The 19,388-nt window shown below is 26.7% G+C and carries 16 protein-coding genes; 7 read left to right on the top strand and 9 right to left on the bottom strand.

Annotation, left to right across the window (positions count from 1 at the left end):
- Positions 1 to 21 precede the first annotated feature (21 nt).
- The 3 genes from FRW55_RS01370 to FRW55_RS01360 all read right to left on the bottom strand — a co-directional run bounded on the left by FRW55_RS01370 (position 22) and on the right by FRW55_RS01360 (position 2,152).
- Positions 22 to 459: a transposase gene (locus FRW55_RS01370; protein ID WP_146368412.1), complete on the bottom strand. Its 438-nt coding sequence runs from the start codon at positions 457 to 459 to the stop codon at positions 22 to 24.
- A gap of 16 nt (positions 460 to 475) precedes the next feature.
- Positions 476 to 802, bottom strand: a complete 327-nt coding sequence (locus FRW55_RS01365) for a hypothetical protein (RefSeq protein WP_146368411.1) — start codon at positions 800 to 802, stop codon at positions 476 to 478.
- Positions 803 to 964: 162 nt separating this feature from the next.
- Positions 965 to 2,152, bottom strand: coding sequence for a phosphopentomutase (locus FRW55_RS01360; protein WP_146368410.1), 1,188 nt, complete (start codon positions 2,150 to 2,152; stop codon positions 965 to 967).
- A 232-nt stretch (positions 2,153 to 2,384) separates the two neighbouring features.
- Between FRW55_RS01360 and FRW55_RS01355 the strand changes: the two genes are divergently transcribed.
- Complete coding sequence (locus tag FRW55_RS01355) at positions 2,385 to 3,494, top strand: AEC family transporter (protein WP_146368409.1); 1,110 nt, start codon at positions 2,385 to 2,387, stop codon at positions 3,492 to 3,494.
- A 15-nt stretch (positions 3,495 to 3,509) separates the two neighbouring features.
- Entirely contained in the window at positions 3,510 to 4,493 is a 984-nt protein-coding gene (locus FRW55_RS01350) for an NAD(P)-dependent oxidoreductase (protein WP_146368823.1), read from the top strand.
- Positions 4,494 to 4,776: 283 nt separating this feature from the next.
- Here the strand turns inward: FRW55_RS01350 and FRW55_RS01345 are convergent, their stop codons facing one another.
- From FRW55_RS01345 to FRW55_RS01320, 6 genes are all read right to left on the bottom strand, one after another.
- The gene (locus FRW55_RS01345; protein ID WP_146368327.1) at positions 4,777 to 5,403 is read right to left on the bottom strand and encodes an IS1634 family transposase; all 627 of its coding nucleotides are present in this window, start codon (positions 5,401 to 5,403) and stop codon (positions 4,777 to 4,779) included.
- Complete coding sequence (locus FRW55_RS01340; RefSeq protein WP_419673236.1) at positions 5,345 to 5,992, bottom strand: IS1634 family transposase; 648 nt, start codon at positions 5,990 to 5,992, stop codon at positions 5,345 to 5,347. Before FRW55_RS01340 ends, FRW55_RS01345 begins: the two co-directional genes overlap by 59 nt.
- Positions 5,993 to 6,032: 40 nt before the next feature.
- Positions 6,033 to 6,671, bottom strand: coding sequence for a hypothetical protein (locus tag FRW55_RS01335; protein ID WP_146368325.1), 639 nt, complete (start codon positions 6,669 to 6,671; stop codon positions 6,033 to 6,035).
- 218 nt (positions 6,672 to 6,889) lie between these two features.
- A complete protein-coding gene (locus FRW55_RS01330; RefSeq protein WP_146368408.1) occupies positions 6,890 to 10,093 on the bottom strand; it encodes a hypothetical protein in 3,204 nt (1,067 codons plus the stop codon).
- 16 nt (positions 10,094 to 10,109) lie between these two features.
- Positions 10,110 to 11,972: an ABC transporter ATP-binding protein gene (locus FRW55_RS01325; RefSeq protein WP_146368407.1), complete on the bottom strand. Its 1,863-nt coding sequence runs from the start codon at positions 11,970 to 11,972 to the stop codon at positions 10,110 to 10,112.
- Between the two features lie 13 nt (positions 11,973 to 11,985).
- Positions 11,986 to 13,797 carry an ABC transporter ATP-binding protein gene (locus FRW55_RS01320; protein ID WP_146368406.1) on the bottom strand — a complete coding sequence of 604 codons (1,812 nt, stop codon included), beginning with the start codon at positions 13,795 to 13,797 and terminating at the stop codon, positions 11,986 to 11,988.
- Between the two features lie 246 nt (positions 13,798 to 14,043).
- Here FRW55_RS01320 and FRW55_RS04080 point away from each other — a divergent pair, with 246 nt between their 5' ends.
- From FRW55_RS04080 to FRW55_RS01300, 5 genes are read left to right on the top strand one after another with little or no spacing between them, the layout of a single operon-like run.
- Positions 14,044 to 14,208 carry a hypothetical protein gene (locus FRW55_RS04080; protein ID WP_162847749.1) on the top strand — a complete coding sequence of 55 codons (165 nt, stop codon included), beginning with the start codon at positions 14,044 to 14,046 and terminating at the stop codon, positions 14,206 to 14,208.
- 21 nt (positions 14,209 to 14,229) lie between these two features.
- Positions 14,230 to 15,606, top strand: coding sequence for an ABC transporter ATP-binding protein (locus FRW55_RS01315; protein ID WP_146367276.1), 1,377 nt, complete (start codon positions 14,230 to 14,232; stop codon positions 15,604 to 15,606).
- A complete protein-coding gene (locus tag FRW55_RS01310; protein WP_146367275.1) occupies positions 15,590 to 16,450 on the top strand; it encodes an ABC transporter permease in 861 nt (286 codons plus the stop codon). Before FRW55_RS01315 ends, FRW55_RS01310 begins: the two co-directional genes overlap by 17 nt.
- The gene (locus FRW55_RS01305) at positions 16,443 to 17,342 is read left to right on the top strand and encodes an ABC transporter permease (RefSeq protein ID WP_146367274.1); all 900 of its coding nucleotides are present in this window, start codon (positions 16,443 to 16,445) and stop codon (positions 17,340 to 17,342) included. The genes FRW55_RS01310 and FRW55_RS01305 overlap by 8 nt, the downstream gene beginning before the upstream one ends.
- Entirely contained in the window at positions 17,335 to 19,269 is a 1,935-nt protein-coding gene (locus FRW55_RS01300) for a hypothetical protein (protein WP_146368405.1), read from the top strand. The genes FRW55_RS01305 and FRW55_RS01300 overlap by 8 nt, the downstream gene beginning before the upstream one ends.
- Positions 19,270 to 19,388: the final 119 nt, after the last annotated feature.

Here is a 19,388-nt window from a genome sequence, read left to right as displayed (position 1 = left end):
AAATTCCTTTCGAAATAACTGTTATTTCATTAAGTATCTAGTTATAATTGGAGTAACTTTTTTGTAAAATTCGTTTGATAATTTCGTGGTAAAAAAATCCCTTAAAACTCCTTCGAGCTCGGGTTGATTAATTGGATTCATCTCTAGAATTATTGTCAATAATTCTTCAAATTCAGGTAGATTCACTTTATGTTTAGACATTATTTCAGAAACGAATTTATAGTTTCTAATTCTTGGATAGTCATAATAAACATAACCATATCTAGTTTGGATTTTTCTTTTGTAAAAGCCATTTCTTTGAGGTTTTTTCTCATCGTCTTTTGAGATTAAATTATTCAGTAGTTTCTCAAAAAATAATTCAAATTCAGCTTTCAACATAACATTTATAATGAAGGTAAATTTATCACGAATTTCTAAAGTTTTTTTGATTTTTAATTCATTTATTTTCTTTAAAGTCATAAATCACCTCCACTATTTATTTTTTTACCTTTAATGATCAACGTTCATTTTTTTCAATAGTGAATTGAGGGAGTAAATCATCAAGTTCATCTTCAGTTAAAGTTTTACCTTGCTTTATACTCTGATATAAAAACGCTGAATAAGTGACATAATCAAATTTAGGCTTTGGTTTTACAATTTCATAAATTAATTGTCCACCAGTAGATAAAGTTTCCTTGACTGGAACATCTGTATCCTTAAAAAGTTCCTTTAATTCCTTATTTAGTTCACTAAGATTACTCTTTAATTCAACAATTTGTTCAGCAATAAGTTTTGCCCTATCTAATTCAACGCTTTTATCCATAATTCCTCCCAAAATTAATATCTAATATATTTTACTAAATTATCTTTTTTATATCCTAAAGTGTTGTTAATTTTTAATAATTATAAGAAATTAAAACCTTATTATTTCAATTTAAATTTTATTTGTTTAATAGTGCAATAAAAAAAGACAAAATGTCTTTAATTACACTAATTGATCAAAAATATCATCACCTGTTTCTGTTTCAATTTCTGCACCAAAGTTTCTTGCAACAATATTTCCTAATGTTCCTAAACCATTAAAGTTTGGAAGAACTTTAGGATTTTTGAATGATTTTGAATAAATTGTCGCTGGTAAAAATTCTCTTGTATGGTTGAATCCAGGATAAAGTGGGTCATTACCATGATCAGAAGTTATTATTAGTAAGTCATCATCATTTAAAACATTAATTAATTTACCTAATTTAACATCAAGGTTAGCAATATTTTGAGCATATCCATGTACATCACGACGGTGTCCATAATGCGAGTCAAATTGAACTAAGTTTGTAAAAATAAATTTATTTTCTGATTTTTCAGATGCCAATTCAATTGTTATATCCATTCCTTTATCATCTGAACCACTTGGTAAGTGTTTTGAAATTCCTTGACCAACAAAAATGTCATTAATTTTTCCAATTGAAACAACTTCGACACCCTTATCTTGCAGCTTATTTAAAATCATTTTTCTAGGTTGGTTCGCAAAGTCATGACGGTTAAAAGTTCTTGTATATTTACCATCTTCACCAATAAATGGTCTAATAATGATTCTTCCAACGTTTCATTCTGGTTTTGATGAACAAATTCTTCTAGCTTCACGACCATATCTATTTAAGTTATCTAAACCAATTCACTCTTCATGAGCAGCAATTTGAAGAACTGAGTCCATTGAAGTATAAACAATGATTGCACCAGTTTCTTTTTGTTCTTTTGCATATTCATCAATAACTTCTGTTCCAGAACCTGAACGATTACAAATGATTCTTCTTCCGTCAAAAGCTTTAGAAAGTTCATTGATTAAATCTTCTGGGAACCCATTTTCTGTAAAAGTAGGAAATGGAACAAGAGTTTTAATTCCCATCATTTCTCAATGTCCTGCTAAAGTATCTTTTGCATTAGAAACTTCTTGAACTTTAGCCATATATGCAAGTGGTTTTGGAACGTGGTAATTTCCATTTAATTCAGCAATATTACCAATCCCTAGTTTTTTTCAATTATCAATTTTAAATTCTTCAGCTAATGAAGCTGATTTTATTGTGTTAGCACCTTTATCACCAAAAGCTTTTTGGTCACGATCTGGTCCAATTCCTAAACCATCGGTTACTATCATAAAAATACGTTTAAATCTAGCCATTATTTCTCCTTTTAAATAGTATTTATATTATACATCCTTATTTAAATTATCTTTTAGAGAAATATTTTTTCATTTCTATAAATTGATAGATTTCTAGATTAAATTTTCAATAGAAATTGCAAAAATCTAGTGAATATGTTTTCATATTTTTTACTTAAAAAAACTCTCTTGAAAATATAAAAATAAATAAATATTAGAATAAATTAGAAACTATTTAGAAAGGTTATTTAAAATGACAGACATTAAAGAAGTTTTAGTCAAAACTTTAAGCAATGTTAATCTTTGGGGTGCTATCTTAGCTACCTTAATTATCATTGGTATAGGTTTTGTCTTAACAAAAATGAACGTTCTTAAAAAAGAATGAAAAGGAAGTCTTAGTAAAGTTGTTCTTTCAATTTCTGTTCCTGCCTTAGCTTTACAAGGATTTATGGGTACAGCTTCATTAGAACAATTAAAACAACAAGGAATTATTTTAGGAGTTGCATTTGCTTTCTATATTTTATTAAGCATCTGTTCAGTTCTATGAATTAAATTTTTCCCTGAAAGTGCTAAGAAAGCTTCATCAAAAATGCAAAATAATACAATTGCAAATCCAAATGGAAGCTTAACTGAAAAAAGAGCTTTGATTATTTGAATGATGTTAATCTTCGGAAGTACAACATTCTTTGGATTACCTGTAATTAAAAGTTTATATCCAACTGATGGTGTTATTTCTGCTAACATGTGAAATATTCCATATAGAATATTCTTATATTCATTTGCATTCATAATGGTTTCTGGTGTTCGCGTTGATAGACAAAACATCAAAAAAGCCATGAAAACAGCTTTTGTAAACCCAATTGTTATCGCGACATTTATCGGTCTTGTTTGTTGATTAACAACAATGATTCCTGGTGCTGCAACATTTGGAGAAAAAGGAACTACAGGGTGATTTGAACTAAAAGTAACAGCACCTTGAATTTACAAAACCGTTGAATACTTAGGTTCATTAGCATCACCACTTACATGAATAGCAATCGGTATTACTCTTGCAGCGTCAAATTTAAAACTTGCCGTAAAAGACAAATGAGTATGAATCTTCAGTCTTCAAAAACTTATTTTAATACCACTTATTGTATTCTTAGTAATGTTAGGTCTTAACTATGGTGGATTAATTAATAGAGAAATTGCTATTTCAATGGTAATTTTTGCCTCAGTACCACCTGCTACTGTTGTTATTCTATATGCTATTCAATACAAAACTCAAGAAGAATTTGCTGCACAATGTTCAGCTTTATCAACATTACTTGCAGTTATCATCTTACCAATTTGAGTAATTATTTCAAACGTGGTATTTATCTAATAAAAGGAGAAAATGATGAAAGTATTATTTTTTGGAGTTAGAGACGTTGAAAGACCTTTATTTGAAAAATTAAGTTCAAAATACAATTATGAACTTAAATTAGCTACTGGAGTTATTTCCCTTGACAGAATGGATTTACTTGATGGAGTTGATGTAGTAGTTGTAAGAGGTCAAGATAAAGTTAATAAAGAAATTATTGATGCTGTTAAAGCTAAAGGAATTAAATATTTATTCACTAGAACAGTTGGATATGATCACATTGATATTCCTTACGCTAAAGAACAAGGATTTAAATTAGCTAGAGTTGCTTCATATTCACCAACAGCAATCGCTGAATTAGCTGTTTCAATGGCTCATATGTTAACAAGAAAATCACTTTATTTTGCTCACAAAGCCTTAAGTGGTGATTTAACTGTAGATCCAAATGGATTCTCAAAAGAATTAAAAAACAGCACAGTAGCCATTATCGGAACAGGTAAAATTGGGTTTGAAGCTGCTAAAATGTTCAAAGGTCTTGGAGCTAGAGTTGTTGGATATGATTTATATCCAAATGATAACTTTAAGGATGTTATTGAATATTTAACTTTAGATCAAGCACTTGCTCAAGCTGATGTTGTTTCATTCCATATGCCTTATTTTAAAGGTAAAAATGATGAAATGATTAATAAAGATTTAATCGAAAAAATGAAAGACGGCGCTGTATTAATCAATACTGCTCGTGGACAAATTCAAAATAACCAAGATATCATCGATGCTGTTAAATCTAACAAACTATATGGAGCAGGAATTGATGTATTGAACTATGAATCTGAATATTTTGGTAAAAAACTTGATGTAAATAGTCAATTTGTTAAAGATTGCAATGAATTATTCCCTAGATTATTAGTTACACCACACATCGGTTCATATACTGACGAAGCTGCATCAAACATGATTGAATATACTTTAAATAACATTAATCAATATGTTAATACTGGTGATTGCAAAAATAAATTATAATTCACACAAAAAGGACTCAGTCCTTTTTTGTTTCACATTTTAATTTTTGTCAATAAAAAACTAGCCTAACCTGAGTTTCCAAGTTAAAAATAAAAACAACAAATTTAGCGGTTATTTCGCTATTTTTTTAACTTTTTATAAAATCTACATTGTAATTTATAAATATTTAGTTATTAATGTTTCATAGTATCTTAAACCTGAGTTTCCAAGTTAAAAATAAAAACAACAAATTTAGCGGTTATTTCGCTATTTTTTTAACTTTTTATAAAATCTACATTGTAATTTATAAATATTTAGTTATTAATGTTTCATAGTATCTTAAATTTTCATTTAATTTCCTTGAATTATCATATTCTACAGAAATAACTTCATTGTTTACTTCTTTACTAATTTTGATTGCTGTTTTAAGAATCTCTATAAATTTCATAACAGAAGTTTTTTCAACTAAACCACTGTCTTTTAATGCTAATTGATCTAATTGAATAATTGCATATTTAAGCACAACTAAAGCTAAAAAAGATAATAAAACGTATGCTTCTATGTGCTTGTAAGTTCAAACAAACATTGGTCTTAACTCCAAAGTACCTTTAAGAACTCTAAAATTTTCTTCTATTTGTCATTGTTTTTGATAAATTGAAATAATTTCACTTGGAGATATGTTTAATAAAGATGTTTCATAAATGTAATATCCATCAAATTGTTCGTCTTCTTCAATTTTGTCGTAATTCAATTTGTATAATGTGTCTTCATTAACTTTTTGGAAGAATTTATATTTTTTAATTGAATTTAAATCAGAAGCTGAAACCATTCCGTTTTTAGCTTTTTTATAGAAGTTATTGACTAAATTTTCTCTATCTTTTCTGTCTTTTGAAGCTCTTGATGAAGAGTAAGAGATAATTCTTCGTCTCACTTTTTAAATCAGAAGCTGAAACCATTCCGTTTTTAGCTTTTTTATAGAAGTTATTGACTAAATTTTCTCTATCTTTTCTGTCTTTTGAAGCTCTTGATGAAGAGTAAGAGATAATTCTTCGTCTCACTTTATCGTTTTTTCTACCATTTTGTCAAGTTGAAAAATATGTTTGTTCCTTATACTTAAAATCTCCACCATAATTAACGTAGTCATCTTGTTTTAAGACGTATTCCTTGACTTTTTTACTTCCTGCTTTCATACGATATGAAATGATATAGTCAATACCGTGTGCTTCTAAAAATCTAATGTTAGCGTTTGTACTCATCCCTTTATCACAAACAATTACAACTTTTTCAATTTCATAAACTCTTTTCATCTCAAGCATAAAATGAATGAAAGTTTTTGAATCAGTTGTATTTCCGGGGAACAATTTATAATGCAATGGAATTCCGTTTTCATCTGTAATTAAACCAATAACTACTTGATCTTCTTTAAATTTTCCATCTTTAGAAAAACCAGGTACTCTTATTCCTATTCTTGAAAATGATTCAAAATAAGCAGTTGTTGTGTCATATCAAAGAACTTGTAATTTTCTCTTATTTTCTGATACTAATTGATTATTTATATTTTTAAGAATTTGTTCCTTGTACTCTTATTCCTATTCTTGAAAATGATTCAAAATAAGCAGTTGTTGTGTCATATCAAAGAACTTGTAATTTTCTCTTATTTTCTGATACTAATTGATTATTTATATTTTTAAGAATTTGTTCCTTGTTATCAAATAAGTAATCTAAAGCATTGTAGAAACTAGTTTTTCCAACATTTAATTCAGTATCAGTTTCTTCTTGTGAATTGAAAATTCCTCAAATACTTTTCTTTTCAACAACTCTTTTTTGAAGCATATATCTTAAAATGTCCACAACATTTTTTGATTTCGTTGATTTTAAATCATTAAAAATATTTAATTTATCTATAAATTTATTAATAATTTCTAGAGAATAATTTGAAACTTTAATTTTAGTTTGATTCTTTTTTAAGAATTTGTCAACTATTGGTTTTAATTTGTTTCTATCTCACTCAGTATCTCAGTTTTCACACTCAGTTTTAAGAGCATTAATTGGATCAGAGTTGAATTTTTGTAGTTCACTTAAACTTCCGATACCGATTGATTTTTTATAACCTTTACCATATCCGCCACTGATTGCTAATGATATATAATATTCATCTTTTCTTTTGCTTTTTACAACTATTCATTTATCTTTTTTCATAACTTATATTATACCACAACTACAATGTAATTATGTGCAAAAAAATTAAATTATTTTGTGTTCTTTTATACGTAGTATAAAAGGTATAAAAAATAGAGTCACAAAAACGACTCTAACTTGGAAACTCAGGATAAATTATAATTCACACAAAAAGGACTCAGTCCTTTTTTGTTTCACATTTTAATTTTTGTCAATAAAAAACTAGCCTAAGCTAGTATTTATTTGTTTAAATCTTGAATTTCAGCAAGAACTTTCTGTGATGCAATTAATTGAGCATATTCAGCAACTAAATCAACAAATTTATCAATAGATGGGTTTGCACCTAAATCATCTGTTCTGAATTTTGTGGTTGAATTATTTTCGATAATTACACCACTTTCATATAATTTTGAATAATATTCATTTCTAGTTTTAGTTACTTCTTGTTTTATTTCTTCAATATTTGAATTGTTATCAGCAAAAATTAATTTATTTAATGCTTTATAATAGTTCATCTCTTTAGACATTAAATCAGCTTTAAATTGTGCTTTAATGTTTGAAACATTATCATCATTTTCACGCTCATCACTGAAGAAAATGCTTGTAATATCAATTTCAGTAAGTGATTTGAATTTTTGAGTGTCGATGTAATCACTAGTTACTTTAGTAGTTACTAAATAAGCGTCATGATCGACTTGTTTTTTCTCATTTTTATCTAGGAAATTGTTTCTAAATTTAATGTAATTTTCTTGATCTTGGAAGAAATTACGAAGTAATACGTAAATTTCTTGTCCAGAAACGATTTTGTTAATTTCTTGAGCGTTTAAAGCTTTAATTTTATATTCATAACCTGGTTGACCAATTTCAGCATCATGTTCATACTTTTTGATTTTTTCTTCTGAAGCTTTAATTAAATCTTTTATGTCATTAACAATAACATCAATTTGAGCGTTTACTTGAACTAATTTACTATTGACTTCATCTTCACTTAATTCATTGTTGTTTAATATTTCAGTTCTGATTTTTCTAATTTCACTCTTAGCTGTAGCAGCATTTGAGAAAATTTCATCATTAAATCCATCGTAATAATCGTAAATATCACTTTCAATCATATTTAGTTGAGATCAAATAGATTTAATCGCTGCTTTTTGTTCATCAATACCAGTTGCATTTGATTTTATATTTGCAACTTGATTCATTCAGTCCTCAAAACGAGTTTTTTTCTTAGTTTCAATTTCGATTGGAGATGCTTTCTCTTCACCACCTTCAATTAAATCTAAAACATTTGCAAACTCTGAGTTAATTGATGAAACTAAATCTTTTATTTCTCTGAATTTTGAACTTGCTTCATCATCATTAAGGGCGACTATTGAATTAATTTCTTCGAATTTCTCGTCAAAATATTGAACTAAATAGTCTAAATCAGATGTTTGGGTTAATAATTTTCCTTCTCCATAATTTTCATTCAAACCATCTTTAGATTGTTTTAATAAACTTACAATTGTTTCTTTTTTAGTTGTAAAATCTTCTAAATCTCAAGCACTATAAGAGTCTTCAAAAGCTTGATAAACTAAATCCTTTAATTTTTGAATTTTTTCAATTTGAGCTTTTGTTGTTTGTTTTCTTAATTCTTCAAGTCTTTCCGCTTCTTCTCTAGTAGTGTTAAAAATTTCGATGTATTTGCTGTATTCATCATCCAAGTGCATTAACTCACGGATTTCAGTATTTTCAGAAAGATTTATACCTAATGTATCTCAAATTCCAAGTACTTTTAGTGTAGTTTGGAATTTTATTAATTCCATTTTTAGACCTAAATATCTATTGTATGCATCTTGCACTGTGTCTGTTCTACTATTAAATGCTTTTGAAATATTGGTTGAATTATCAAAAAGAGAGAATTTTTGAATAAGACTAGGGTAAAATGGACTATTAAGATCTAAGTTTCTGATTAAATCAGCAAATAAACCTTTGTATGAACCACTTTCGTTTCTTAATATTTTTGAAGATTGTTCATTGATTGTTTTAATTTGTTCGTTGAAAAATTCTTTATTTAATTTTTCTTGTAGGTCTGCATCAATTAATGAGTTTTCAAATAATTTACCCATGATTTCGTTAACATTTTTAACACTTTGATCATATAAAATGTATTTGTAGTCATAAGCATTTTTATATAATGAATTGTATGTTTTTGCATTATAAATAGATCTTAAGTCAGCTCAATATTTTTTAACAATTTCATTAATTCTATCTCTAGTTTTTTCTGTAAAATCATTAATTTTTTTAATAACATTTTCATCTGTGATTTTACCGTTATTGAAAATTTCTGAAACAGTAAAACCTGCTTTTAATTGAGGAATATATTCATCAATAGTTCCGTCTTTAATTAAAACTGATCAATAAGCTTGTTCGAGATATCCAAAATAAACCACTTGTTCATAAGCTGTTTTTGCTTCAGATTTCTTTTCCAAATATCTTTGCTTCATTGTTTTGACTGTTTCGATAACTTCTTCTTTTTTTCCATCTTCTATTTCTAATGTTTCACTAGATAAGTGTGAAAGTAATTTATCTAAATCAGAAATTCTCCAATCAAACAATGAACTGAATGCATCATTTTTGGCAGTTTGTGGATCAAGAATAAAGTTCATTTGCTCAATGTTATTAGAAAGATTTAATGTTCTTGCAGCTATATCGTTAATTGAAGAAAGTCTTAGAGTCGCTTGAATAATACGATATGTAAAGTTTCTTAAAGAACTATAATTATCTTCTTCCTCTAAAATTTCATTATATTTAGCAGTTTCGTTGTTAAAAAATTCTTTATATTCATCATAAAATGATTTTAATTCAGGTCTCTTTTCCAACACATTAAAAGTTTCTATAGTCAATTTAGTTAAGTCTAATAAGGTATTTTTTGCAGAATAATTTCTCTTTACTCAAGAATTTTTAATATTGTTTAATTCAGATTCGAACTTATTTAATTCATTTTGTAGGTTTTGAATTAATTTGTCCTTTTCAGCAGCTTCTTTTTGTGCTGAAGAACTAAGTTCTTCTTTTTCTTTTTGAATTTCTTTAATTTGGTTTTTTAATTCATTCAATTTAGATTCGATATTTGAATTTAATTTTTTTACAAGTGTTTTGTCAAATTCAACAAGACTTCTATAGTAATCTAATGAAATTTTTTCACTTTCTTTAGCATTTGTGAATTTTTCATTAAAATCGTTGTATTGATTCTTTAAATATGGATAGTCAGCGGGTGCCGAAATGAGTGTTCCATTCATTTGATTTAATGTTTGAGAACATTTTTCTAATAACAATTCAATCTCAACCTTGTGTGTTTTGTAAATGTATTCTTCACTATTTGTATCTTCACAACTAACAAAGAACATACTTGTTAAACCTACTGCTGAAGTTGCAGCACTTGTTAATATATATTTAGTTTTTTTCATGTTTTCTCCTTAATTATTATTTAAAGCTTGAACTATATAAATTATAGTAGAAACCTTTTCGATTTAATAACTCTTTGTGAGTTCCTCTCTCGATGATATATCCATTGTCAACAACTAAAATCATATCAGCATTTTTTATTGTAGAGAGTCTGTGAGCAATAATAAAACTTGTTTTATTTTCCATCAACTTCAATAATGAATTTTGAATAACTTTTTCAGTTTGAGAGTCAACGTTTGACGTAGCTTCATCCAAAATCAACATGTTTCTATTAGCTAAAATTGCTCTAGTAATATTTAGTAATTGTCTTTGACCTTGACTTAGATTAGTTCCATTATTTTCAATTTTTGTTTCATATTTATTTGGGAATTGATTAATAAAGTGTTCAGCTCCGGTTAATTTAGCCGCTTCTTTGATTTCTTCATCAGTTATTTTTTCATTACCCATTGTTAGATTTCATTTAATTGTGTCATTAAATAAAAATGAATCTTGTAATACTACTGAAACTAAATTTCTTAAATTTTCAGTATCAATATGTCTTAATTCATGTGAATCTACAGTAATTGAACCTGATTCATAATCATAGAATTTGCTTAGTAAGTTAACTATTGTTGTTTTTCCAGCTCCGGTAGGTCCAACTATAGCGACAGTTTGACCTGGTTTGACGGTAAAACTAGCATCATTGAGTTGATATTTCTTAGATTTTTTACTGTATCTAAAAAATACGTTTTTAAATTCAATTTCACCATTTATTTTTTCTAAGAAAATATCTTCAGTGTGATCTTTGTTTGGATTAAGATTTAATAATTTAAAAATTCTATTCGATGAAGCAATACCAACTTGAAGTGAAAAGTTAATGTTTAATAATGTATTAAATGGTCCCATGAAATTTCAATTTAATGCAACAAATGTAATGATTAATCCACCACTAGCTGTTCCATCAGCGTTTGCTCCGAAATAACTCATTCCATAAACTTTAATTTTTGCAAAATAGAATGCAACTGCAATTGCTGAAACAGCTAAATTGACAAAGTATGATGTAAAACCAAATCAAGGATCAACTGAACGTGCAGTAAGATCACCTTTATAAGCAGTCCTTTTAATTTCTTGAGTTATTAACTTGAATTGATCAAAAACTAATTTTTCTCTATCAAATGAATTTGTAACTTTAATATTAGCTATATTTTCTTCGACAAAAGCATTCATTTTACCAAAACAGTCTTGAACCTTTACAAAGTACGGTTGTGCACGTCTAATAACTAAAAGAGATAGGCCAAATAAAATAAGTGACATTGGTACAGCAATTAGCGTTAATACCGAAGAGATCATAAACATTATGCAAATCGAAATTACTACATTAAAAAAGCTAGAAAAGAATTGATTTAAGGTATTCATCAAGGTATTAGAAACATTATTAATGTCATTAATCATTGTAGAAATTAAATCACCAGCTTTTTGCTTATCATAGTATGAAATAGGCATTTTAATTAATTTTTCCATAACTTCTTGACGCATTCTGGTTGCTTGATTATATGAAATTCTTATATATATAACACTCTCAATATATCTAAAAATACCATAGAGAATAAAAGCACCACCAAGAATAATTAAGTCAATACAAAAGTGAAACACATCAAAATTAGCAATAGCGTAGTTTGGATCAGAATTAGTAAAAATTACTTCAAAATAATTTCTAAAAACATAACCGATGTAGATACTTCCTAAAACATAGAAAACCGCATTGAACAATGAACAAAATATACCAAAAATTAAACGTTTTCTTTCATTTTGAACATAACTTAATAATTGCTTAAAAACTTTATAAGCTGAAAATTCTTTATTTTTGCCTTTTTTATTAAGAATAAATTCACTATTACGCATTTTTTCCTTTCTTTTATTGTTCTAATTGGTTTGTGAAGGTATTTTTGTATCATTCATTGCTTTTGATAAGTTCTTCATGTGTTCCGTGACCAGTCATTTTTCCTTTTTCAAGAACGATAATTTGATCAGCATGTTTAATAGAACTAATTTTTTGACTAATTATAATAGTTGTACAGTTATAATTTTCTTTAATATTATTTAATAGTTTTTTAGTTGTTATATTATCAAGCGCACTTGTTGAGTCATCTAAAATTAGGACTTTAGGATCATTTATTAGTGTACGAGCAATTGATAGTCTTTGTTTTTGCCCACCACTTAAATTTTTAGCACGTTGTTCGACTATATGATCGCTTCTGTCTTCAAAAGTTTGCACAAAATCTATGGCACAAGAGTTAAATAATGCCTTGCTTATTTCTTCTTCAGTTGCATCAAGTTTAGCAAAAAGTAAATTACTTTTAATTGTTCCTGAATACAACAATGCATCTTGATATACAATACCAATATTTTTATGTAAATCTGTTGTATTAATTCGATTTACTTCTTTGTTATCTACTAATATGTGTCCATTTACTTTTGTATCGTATTTATAATTATTAATTAATAAATTAGCTAATGAACTTTTTCCTGAACCAGTTGGACCTATAATTCCAAGAGTTTCACCTGATTTAAGATCAATATTAATGTCATATAAGGCATATTCTTCAGAATCATTAAAATATTTATAATTAAAATTCTTAAATTGTACTGAAAGACCATTTTGATTTTCAACAGTACTTTCAATTGAGAGACCATTTTCAACTTTAAGATCTTGATTCTTAAAGTCTAAAACTTCATTAATTCTTCCACAACTAACTCTAGCTCTAAAAAACACAAATAAGAAAGTACTAAAAAGCACAATACCTAAAGAAATAGTAAAAATATATTCTAAAAATACATTAATGTTTGCCAATTCTTGCACATCTGGATTAGTACTGTTAAAAAGTGTGTTAGCAGTTAGTGAATAAATAGCGACTGCAACAAGGTTAATTAACGCAAAGAAAACTGGATGTCCAATAGCAAAAACATTGTTAATTTTAGTTTGGAATTTCAATCATTTATTGTTTTGATGAGTAAATTTGTCCATTTGTTTTTCTTTAAGATTAAATGTTTTAATTAATCTAGCACCAAGAATATTTTCTTCAACTTCTTTAGTGATTTTGTCGATAGTAATTTGGTTTTTAACTAATAATGGATTATTAATTTTAATCATTACAATCAAAACAATAATTAAAATTGGTAAGTATAAAAATATAGATAAAGATAATTTTGGATCGGTAATAATAGTAAAAATTATCCCACCAACAATAAGTAATGGTGCTCTAATTAAAGCGTTTGTAGCACTAATAAGTAATTCTCAGAAAATAGCAACATCATTTGAAATTCTAGTAATTAAACTCTCAGGAGTAACCTTATTAATATCATGTAATGAAAGATGTTGAATTTTATTAAAAATTTTGTTTCTAAAAAATTCACTGCTTCTTTCACCACCTCAAGTAGTAATTGCAATACTTAAAAATGAAGTTAAAAATGCTAAAAGAATTAATATTACTGAAATTATTGTTAATTCAGTTAACATTTCACTTCTAGTTCCTGTGGCTACTATAAATTTATTAAAAACTTTAAGTGAAACAATTTTTGCATCACTTGAACTTACCGCTAAAACAACATATTGTGAAATAAAACCAGGTAAGATTAAACTTATAATAACATTAAGCAAAATTAAAAATATTCCAACGAAGAAGAAAAACTTAATCTTCTTTGGAAGCATTTTAAACATTTTTCACATATATCCCCTTCTAGTATAATGAAAATATTATAGCATTTAATGTTTTTTAGCAGTGAAATCGCTTAATTTTTATTGCAAAAATATGGTAAATTTTTTAGTTTTATTTTTTTGATAATTTTTTTAGAAAAAACAAAATTTATTTTCAGTTTTTTATTACTATAAAATAGTTATTTTAGTGAAAAAAAACTAATTATTTTTTTAAACTATTATTGGTAAATTTTTTTTAATTTTTGTATAATGTTTTACATGATTAAAATACTGAAGAAAATTCACCAAAACATTACAAGATTTATTCTTGTAATTTTTAGTGATATTCAGTACCCAAAATTATCTTTTTTTGTTGAGGAATATCTTAAAGATTTATATGATTTAGCCTCCCCTAATCCAAATAAACTTTGAATTTTTAATTAATTATTTATTAAGGAGGTTAAAATGGCTAAAAAAGAAGCTAAAAAAAATTCAATTGTTGAATTAAAAGAAGTTGTTAAAGAATTTGGCTCTAAAGTAGTTTTAGATAATGTTGATTTAACAATTACTAAAGGTGAATTCGTAACTTTGCTTGGTCCTTCTGGTTCAGGTAAAACAACTATTTTAAGACTTATTGGTGGTTTTGAATGAGCTACTCGTGGTGAAATTAAATTTAATAATCGTGATATCAAGGATTTACCACCATATAAAAGAAATTTATCTACAATTTTTCAAGACTATGCACTTTTTCCACATCTTAATGTTGAAGGAAACATTAGATATGGTCTTAAACTAAAAAGAGTACCTAAGAAAACTGTAAATGAAAAACACATTAATTTATTAAAGAAAAAAATTGAAATATGAACTAAAAAAGCTGATCTTGAAATGAAAAAACTTGACAAAATTCAAGAACAGTATGAAAAAGAATTAGAAACTCTTAAACCAAAAACATTACAATACAGAAAACGTCAAAATTGATTAGACGATTCTGACTTTAAATACTCATATTGAGAAAACTATGTCATCCAAAAAACTCAAGCATTTGAAAACCGTTATTTCAAAAGAAAAATGACACGTGAAGAAATGGATCAAAAAATTTCTGAAATGATTGAATTAGTTGGTCTAAAAGGGAATGAAAACAGAGCAATCAGTCAACTCTCTGGTGGTATGAAACAACGTGTTGCACTTGCTCGTAGTTTAGTTATTGAACCAGAAATTTTGCTTCTTGATGAACCACTTAGTGCACTTGATGCTAAAATTAGACAAAAAATGCAAGTGTTGCTTAGAAGCATTCAACAAGAACTTGGTTTAACATTTATTTTTGTTACACATGATCAAAATGAAGCACTTGCTTTATCAGATAGAATTGCTATAGTGCGTGCTGGAAAAATTGAACAATATGACACACCTAAACAAATTTATGACTATCCAAAAAACATTTGAGTTGCTCGCTTTATCGGTGACTCAAATATCTTTGATGCTAAATTTGTAAAAGGTGGAAACGTAAAAATGCTTAACAGTGAATTTAAGACAATTCACACCGAAGATGAATTCCCAATTAATTCAAGAGTTGACGCATTAATTAGACCTGAAGATATCGATATTACTGATAAAGAAGTAAAAAGTGCCAAAAGAATTAAGGGAGTAATTGAAGATTTAACATATAGAGGAAGCTATTACTACATTAAAGTAGTTGTTAATGATGGACAAGAGATTTTTGTTGAAACAGCTAAAAAATTCGAAATTGGTGATACAGTTTACTTAAGTTGAACTATCGACTCAATTCATCTAATGGCTAAAGATCCTAAGTGAGATTACGAATCTAATGTTTTCAAAAATTAAAGATAGATTATTCACCAGTGATAATAAACGTGGTTGATTACTTAGTCCATATTTATTAATTGCTCTATTATTAATTATTCTTCCAATTATTTTAATTATCGTTAGTGCTTTTGCTCCTTTAAAAACACCAAATGGTTCAATTAGTGACAACTGAGAATTAATAAAAACTTACTCAACTTGAAGCATTATTTTTCGTTCATTAAGAATTGGGATTATCTCTTCAATTCTATGTTTATTAGTAGGTTTCCCTTACGCATATTTTGTTTCAAGTAGCAAATCAAAAATATTTAAAATTTATGCCATTAGTTTAATTTTAAGTCCTATGGCAATTTTCACTATTGCAAGAATTTATTCAATTAGAACATTGTTCTTAAATATTATTGATCCAAATAATGTTGACAGTTTAAATTCAGAATGATTTTTAGTTTTTGGTTTATTTTACTTGAATTTACCATTAATGATAATGCCTCTTTATACAGTGTTAAAAGACATGCCTAGAAATATTATTGAAGCATCTAGTGACATGGGATACAACACATTTAAAACTGTATTTAAAGTTATTATTCCTTATTCTCTTAAGGCTATTTTAAGTGGTTACAGTATGATCTTTTTAAGCACAGCAACTACATTCTTAGTTTCAGCTAAATTACTTCCTGATGGAACTCAAAAACAAATGGTGGGGGATTTAATCAACATTACAATTAACCCAGGAAATAAATACGATTTAGCTAAAGGTTCATCATTGGTTATTGTTGTTTCATTTATTTTTATAGGAATTTACTCGATTATTATTATTGCACCTAAAATTGTTTTTAGATTCAAGAGAGGATTTACTTATGAGTAAGATTTGAGAAACAATTAAACGTAGTTATGTCTTTATAATTTTAGCATTTGTTTATATTCCACTTGTAGTTGGTGCAATTTTCACATTCAATAAAAGCAGTGATAAAGGTACATATTTAACATCTTGATCAAAATTCTCATGAAGTAACTGAGCAACTATATTTAACTCAGGTAGAGATATCGCTTTAATTAATTCAATTATTTTAGCAATTCTTACTTCGATCATCGTAATTACCATTTCACTAATTTCGGTTTATGCAGTTTATCGTTCAAAAAGTAGAGTTTTAAGAAGTTCTCTTAGTGCAACATCAAATATCCCTTTAATTAATCCAGATAATATTACAGCTATTGGATTAGTATTAGTTTTTACTTTATTCTTTGGTGTTATTAGTTCAGATAATGAGGGTTTCTCTAGAGTTGTAATTGGACATGCTGTTATGACTTTACCTTACGCAATATTCTTAATGTATCCAAGAAGTGAAAAATTCAATAACAACTTATTTGAAGCATCAATGGATTTAGGATACTCAAAAATTAGATCTTGATTTAAAACATATTTTGTATACATGATTCCTTCAATAATAATGACTGCTGTAGTATGTTGTGTATTTAGTTTTGATGACTTTATTATCACCAGAACAACATCAAACACCCCTACATTAGGTCTTAAACTTTATGAAGGACAATTTGAGGCTTGAGCACTTTGTTTTGGTGTTATTGCCTTAATTATGGTTATTTTTGGAAATGCAATTTATATTAGTATTAAAAATAAACACATTAAAAGAAATAAAAAATCAATAATTATTAAAAGATTATTTAACAAAAATAAAAATAAAGGAAATTTTGAAAATACTATCGAACTAAATTTACGAGGAGGTGAGATGGATGTCTAAAAATTACTTTAAAAAAACAGTATATAGAAATACAGCTTTAATTACAGGTTCACTTCTTTCAGTTGGAATTTTATCAAGCGTAGTAACCTATAAAATTTCAGAAAAATTCAAACCTAGTTTTTATAATTACCGTGCTTCTATTTCAAAAAGTAATGAAGAAAAGATTGGACAACATTTTTTATATAAACAATTCAATGAACTAAGTGAATTCCAAAATGCTATTCTAAATAACAGAGCAGCAGCTGGAATTGGAACTGAATATTTAGCTACAAGATTAATAATTAAAGGTAAGTTATCTAAAATTGATTATTCAAAATTTCTAAACCTTCCAAATTTAAAAGAAAAAGATTATGAAGAAGCTATAAAAGTAATTTTAAAACCATCTGTATTCAACCACTTAAAAAGTTATGATAAATACTTAAAATACGATGAAAACGGAAACGAAATCAATGCTCACCTTTGAGAATATTTCTTTCCATACTTTATTCAAGATGCTATTATTGCTTATAACATCCAAAAAGTTAAAATTGATGATAAATACAAAAAAGTTGATGAAGATGGTGAATTATTAAATGAAATTGATTTTTCAAAATTATTAAATTCTAAAAATAAAGATGCATTTAGCATGGTTGATATTATGAAAACTCTTGGTAAGGTTGGCTATGATAAATATATTATAACTGATGCTATAAGAGATAATATGCTTTACGGTTCAGCTTATGACATACTGCTTGATGAACCTTATACTAGAACAGATGAAAATTTTACTGGTGAAGTAACTGAACAAACATATGATCGTTTAATTAAAAATTTCAAAGATTTAATAAAAGATGGTTCAGGTTTTAATATTAATGACACTTCACATATAACATTTAAAGGAGATGGATTAGAAATTGTTAATACAATAGTTAATCCTAATGACTCAACTAACGTTTCTATTATGTATAATGGTGATGGTATTGATGCATATTATTCAAACGATAATGCAGCCTCAACCGTTGATGGTGAAACAATTCGTTTTGTTAGACCTAATAAAAATGTATATTTAGTAGATGGCATAATGTTTAGCGCTTCAAATTCTGAAGAAAATAATAAGTTATATATGAATTATCTTACTGATAATGTGTATCAAAATGTCAATCTTGCTTACATTGAATATCAAAAACTTAAAAAAGAATTACCTAATCTTTCATTTGAACAACTAAGAAAACTTGCAATGATCAAAGCAGAAGAAAAGGTTTTTAAGGATTGACAAACAGCTAAAGTAGCAGAGCTAATCAAACAAGATTCATACTTTGAGAATAACTATAATCAAGTCTCAGAACAAATTGTAGATTTATTTAATTCTAAACATTTTGAAATTGCTTCCAAAAATCAAGATAATATCTTAAATGATTTTTATGTTGAAGTAATTAAAAACTACTTTGAAGATAAAATCGATCAATTAGTATTAAATTCTACTCAAAATGATGATAAAACGTGGGAAAAAACTTTAATGTTTGCGATATTAAATAAATTTAGTGATGAATTACAATTTAATCCTGAAAAAAATATCATCGAACAATACACTGATGAATTTAAAATGAATTGAATTGATAAAGCTGCTAGTTATTTAGGATTTATCACCATAACTGAAAGTGAAGTTAATTCAGATGAATATAATGAATTTATTAATGATTTAATAAATACAAAATATTTAAATTTAGATAATTTCGATTACGTTAACTATACCACTGGAGTTAATTTAGATATGAATATAATCTATAAAAATTACTTCTATAATGGTGATTTGACACATGATGAAACAGTTAGAAAAATTCTTTGAATTGATGAAAATGAAGAAATTGAATATCAAGGAATTTCACCAATTGAAGATTATCTAAATAGTAAAATAACTTTTGAATATTATAAACAAACAAAATCATAAAATATCTCTATTTTATAGTAATTTTAGAATTTGATTTTTTTGAAAAATAAAAATTATTTTATGTATAATTTGCTAAATATTTAACTTAAAAAGAACAAAAAAGATTATAAAAATAAAAA

It is taken from the genome of Mycoplasma anserisalpingitidis, from assembly GCF_007859615.1.
Taxonomy (GTDB): Bacteria; Bacillota_I; Bacilli_A; order Mycoplasmatales; family Metamycoplasmataceae; genus Mycoplasmopsis; species Mycoplasmopsis anserisalpingitidis.
The sequence above is the reverse complement of the archived record's forward strand: the minus strand, read 5'-3'. Positions and strand labels throughout refer to the sequence as shown.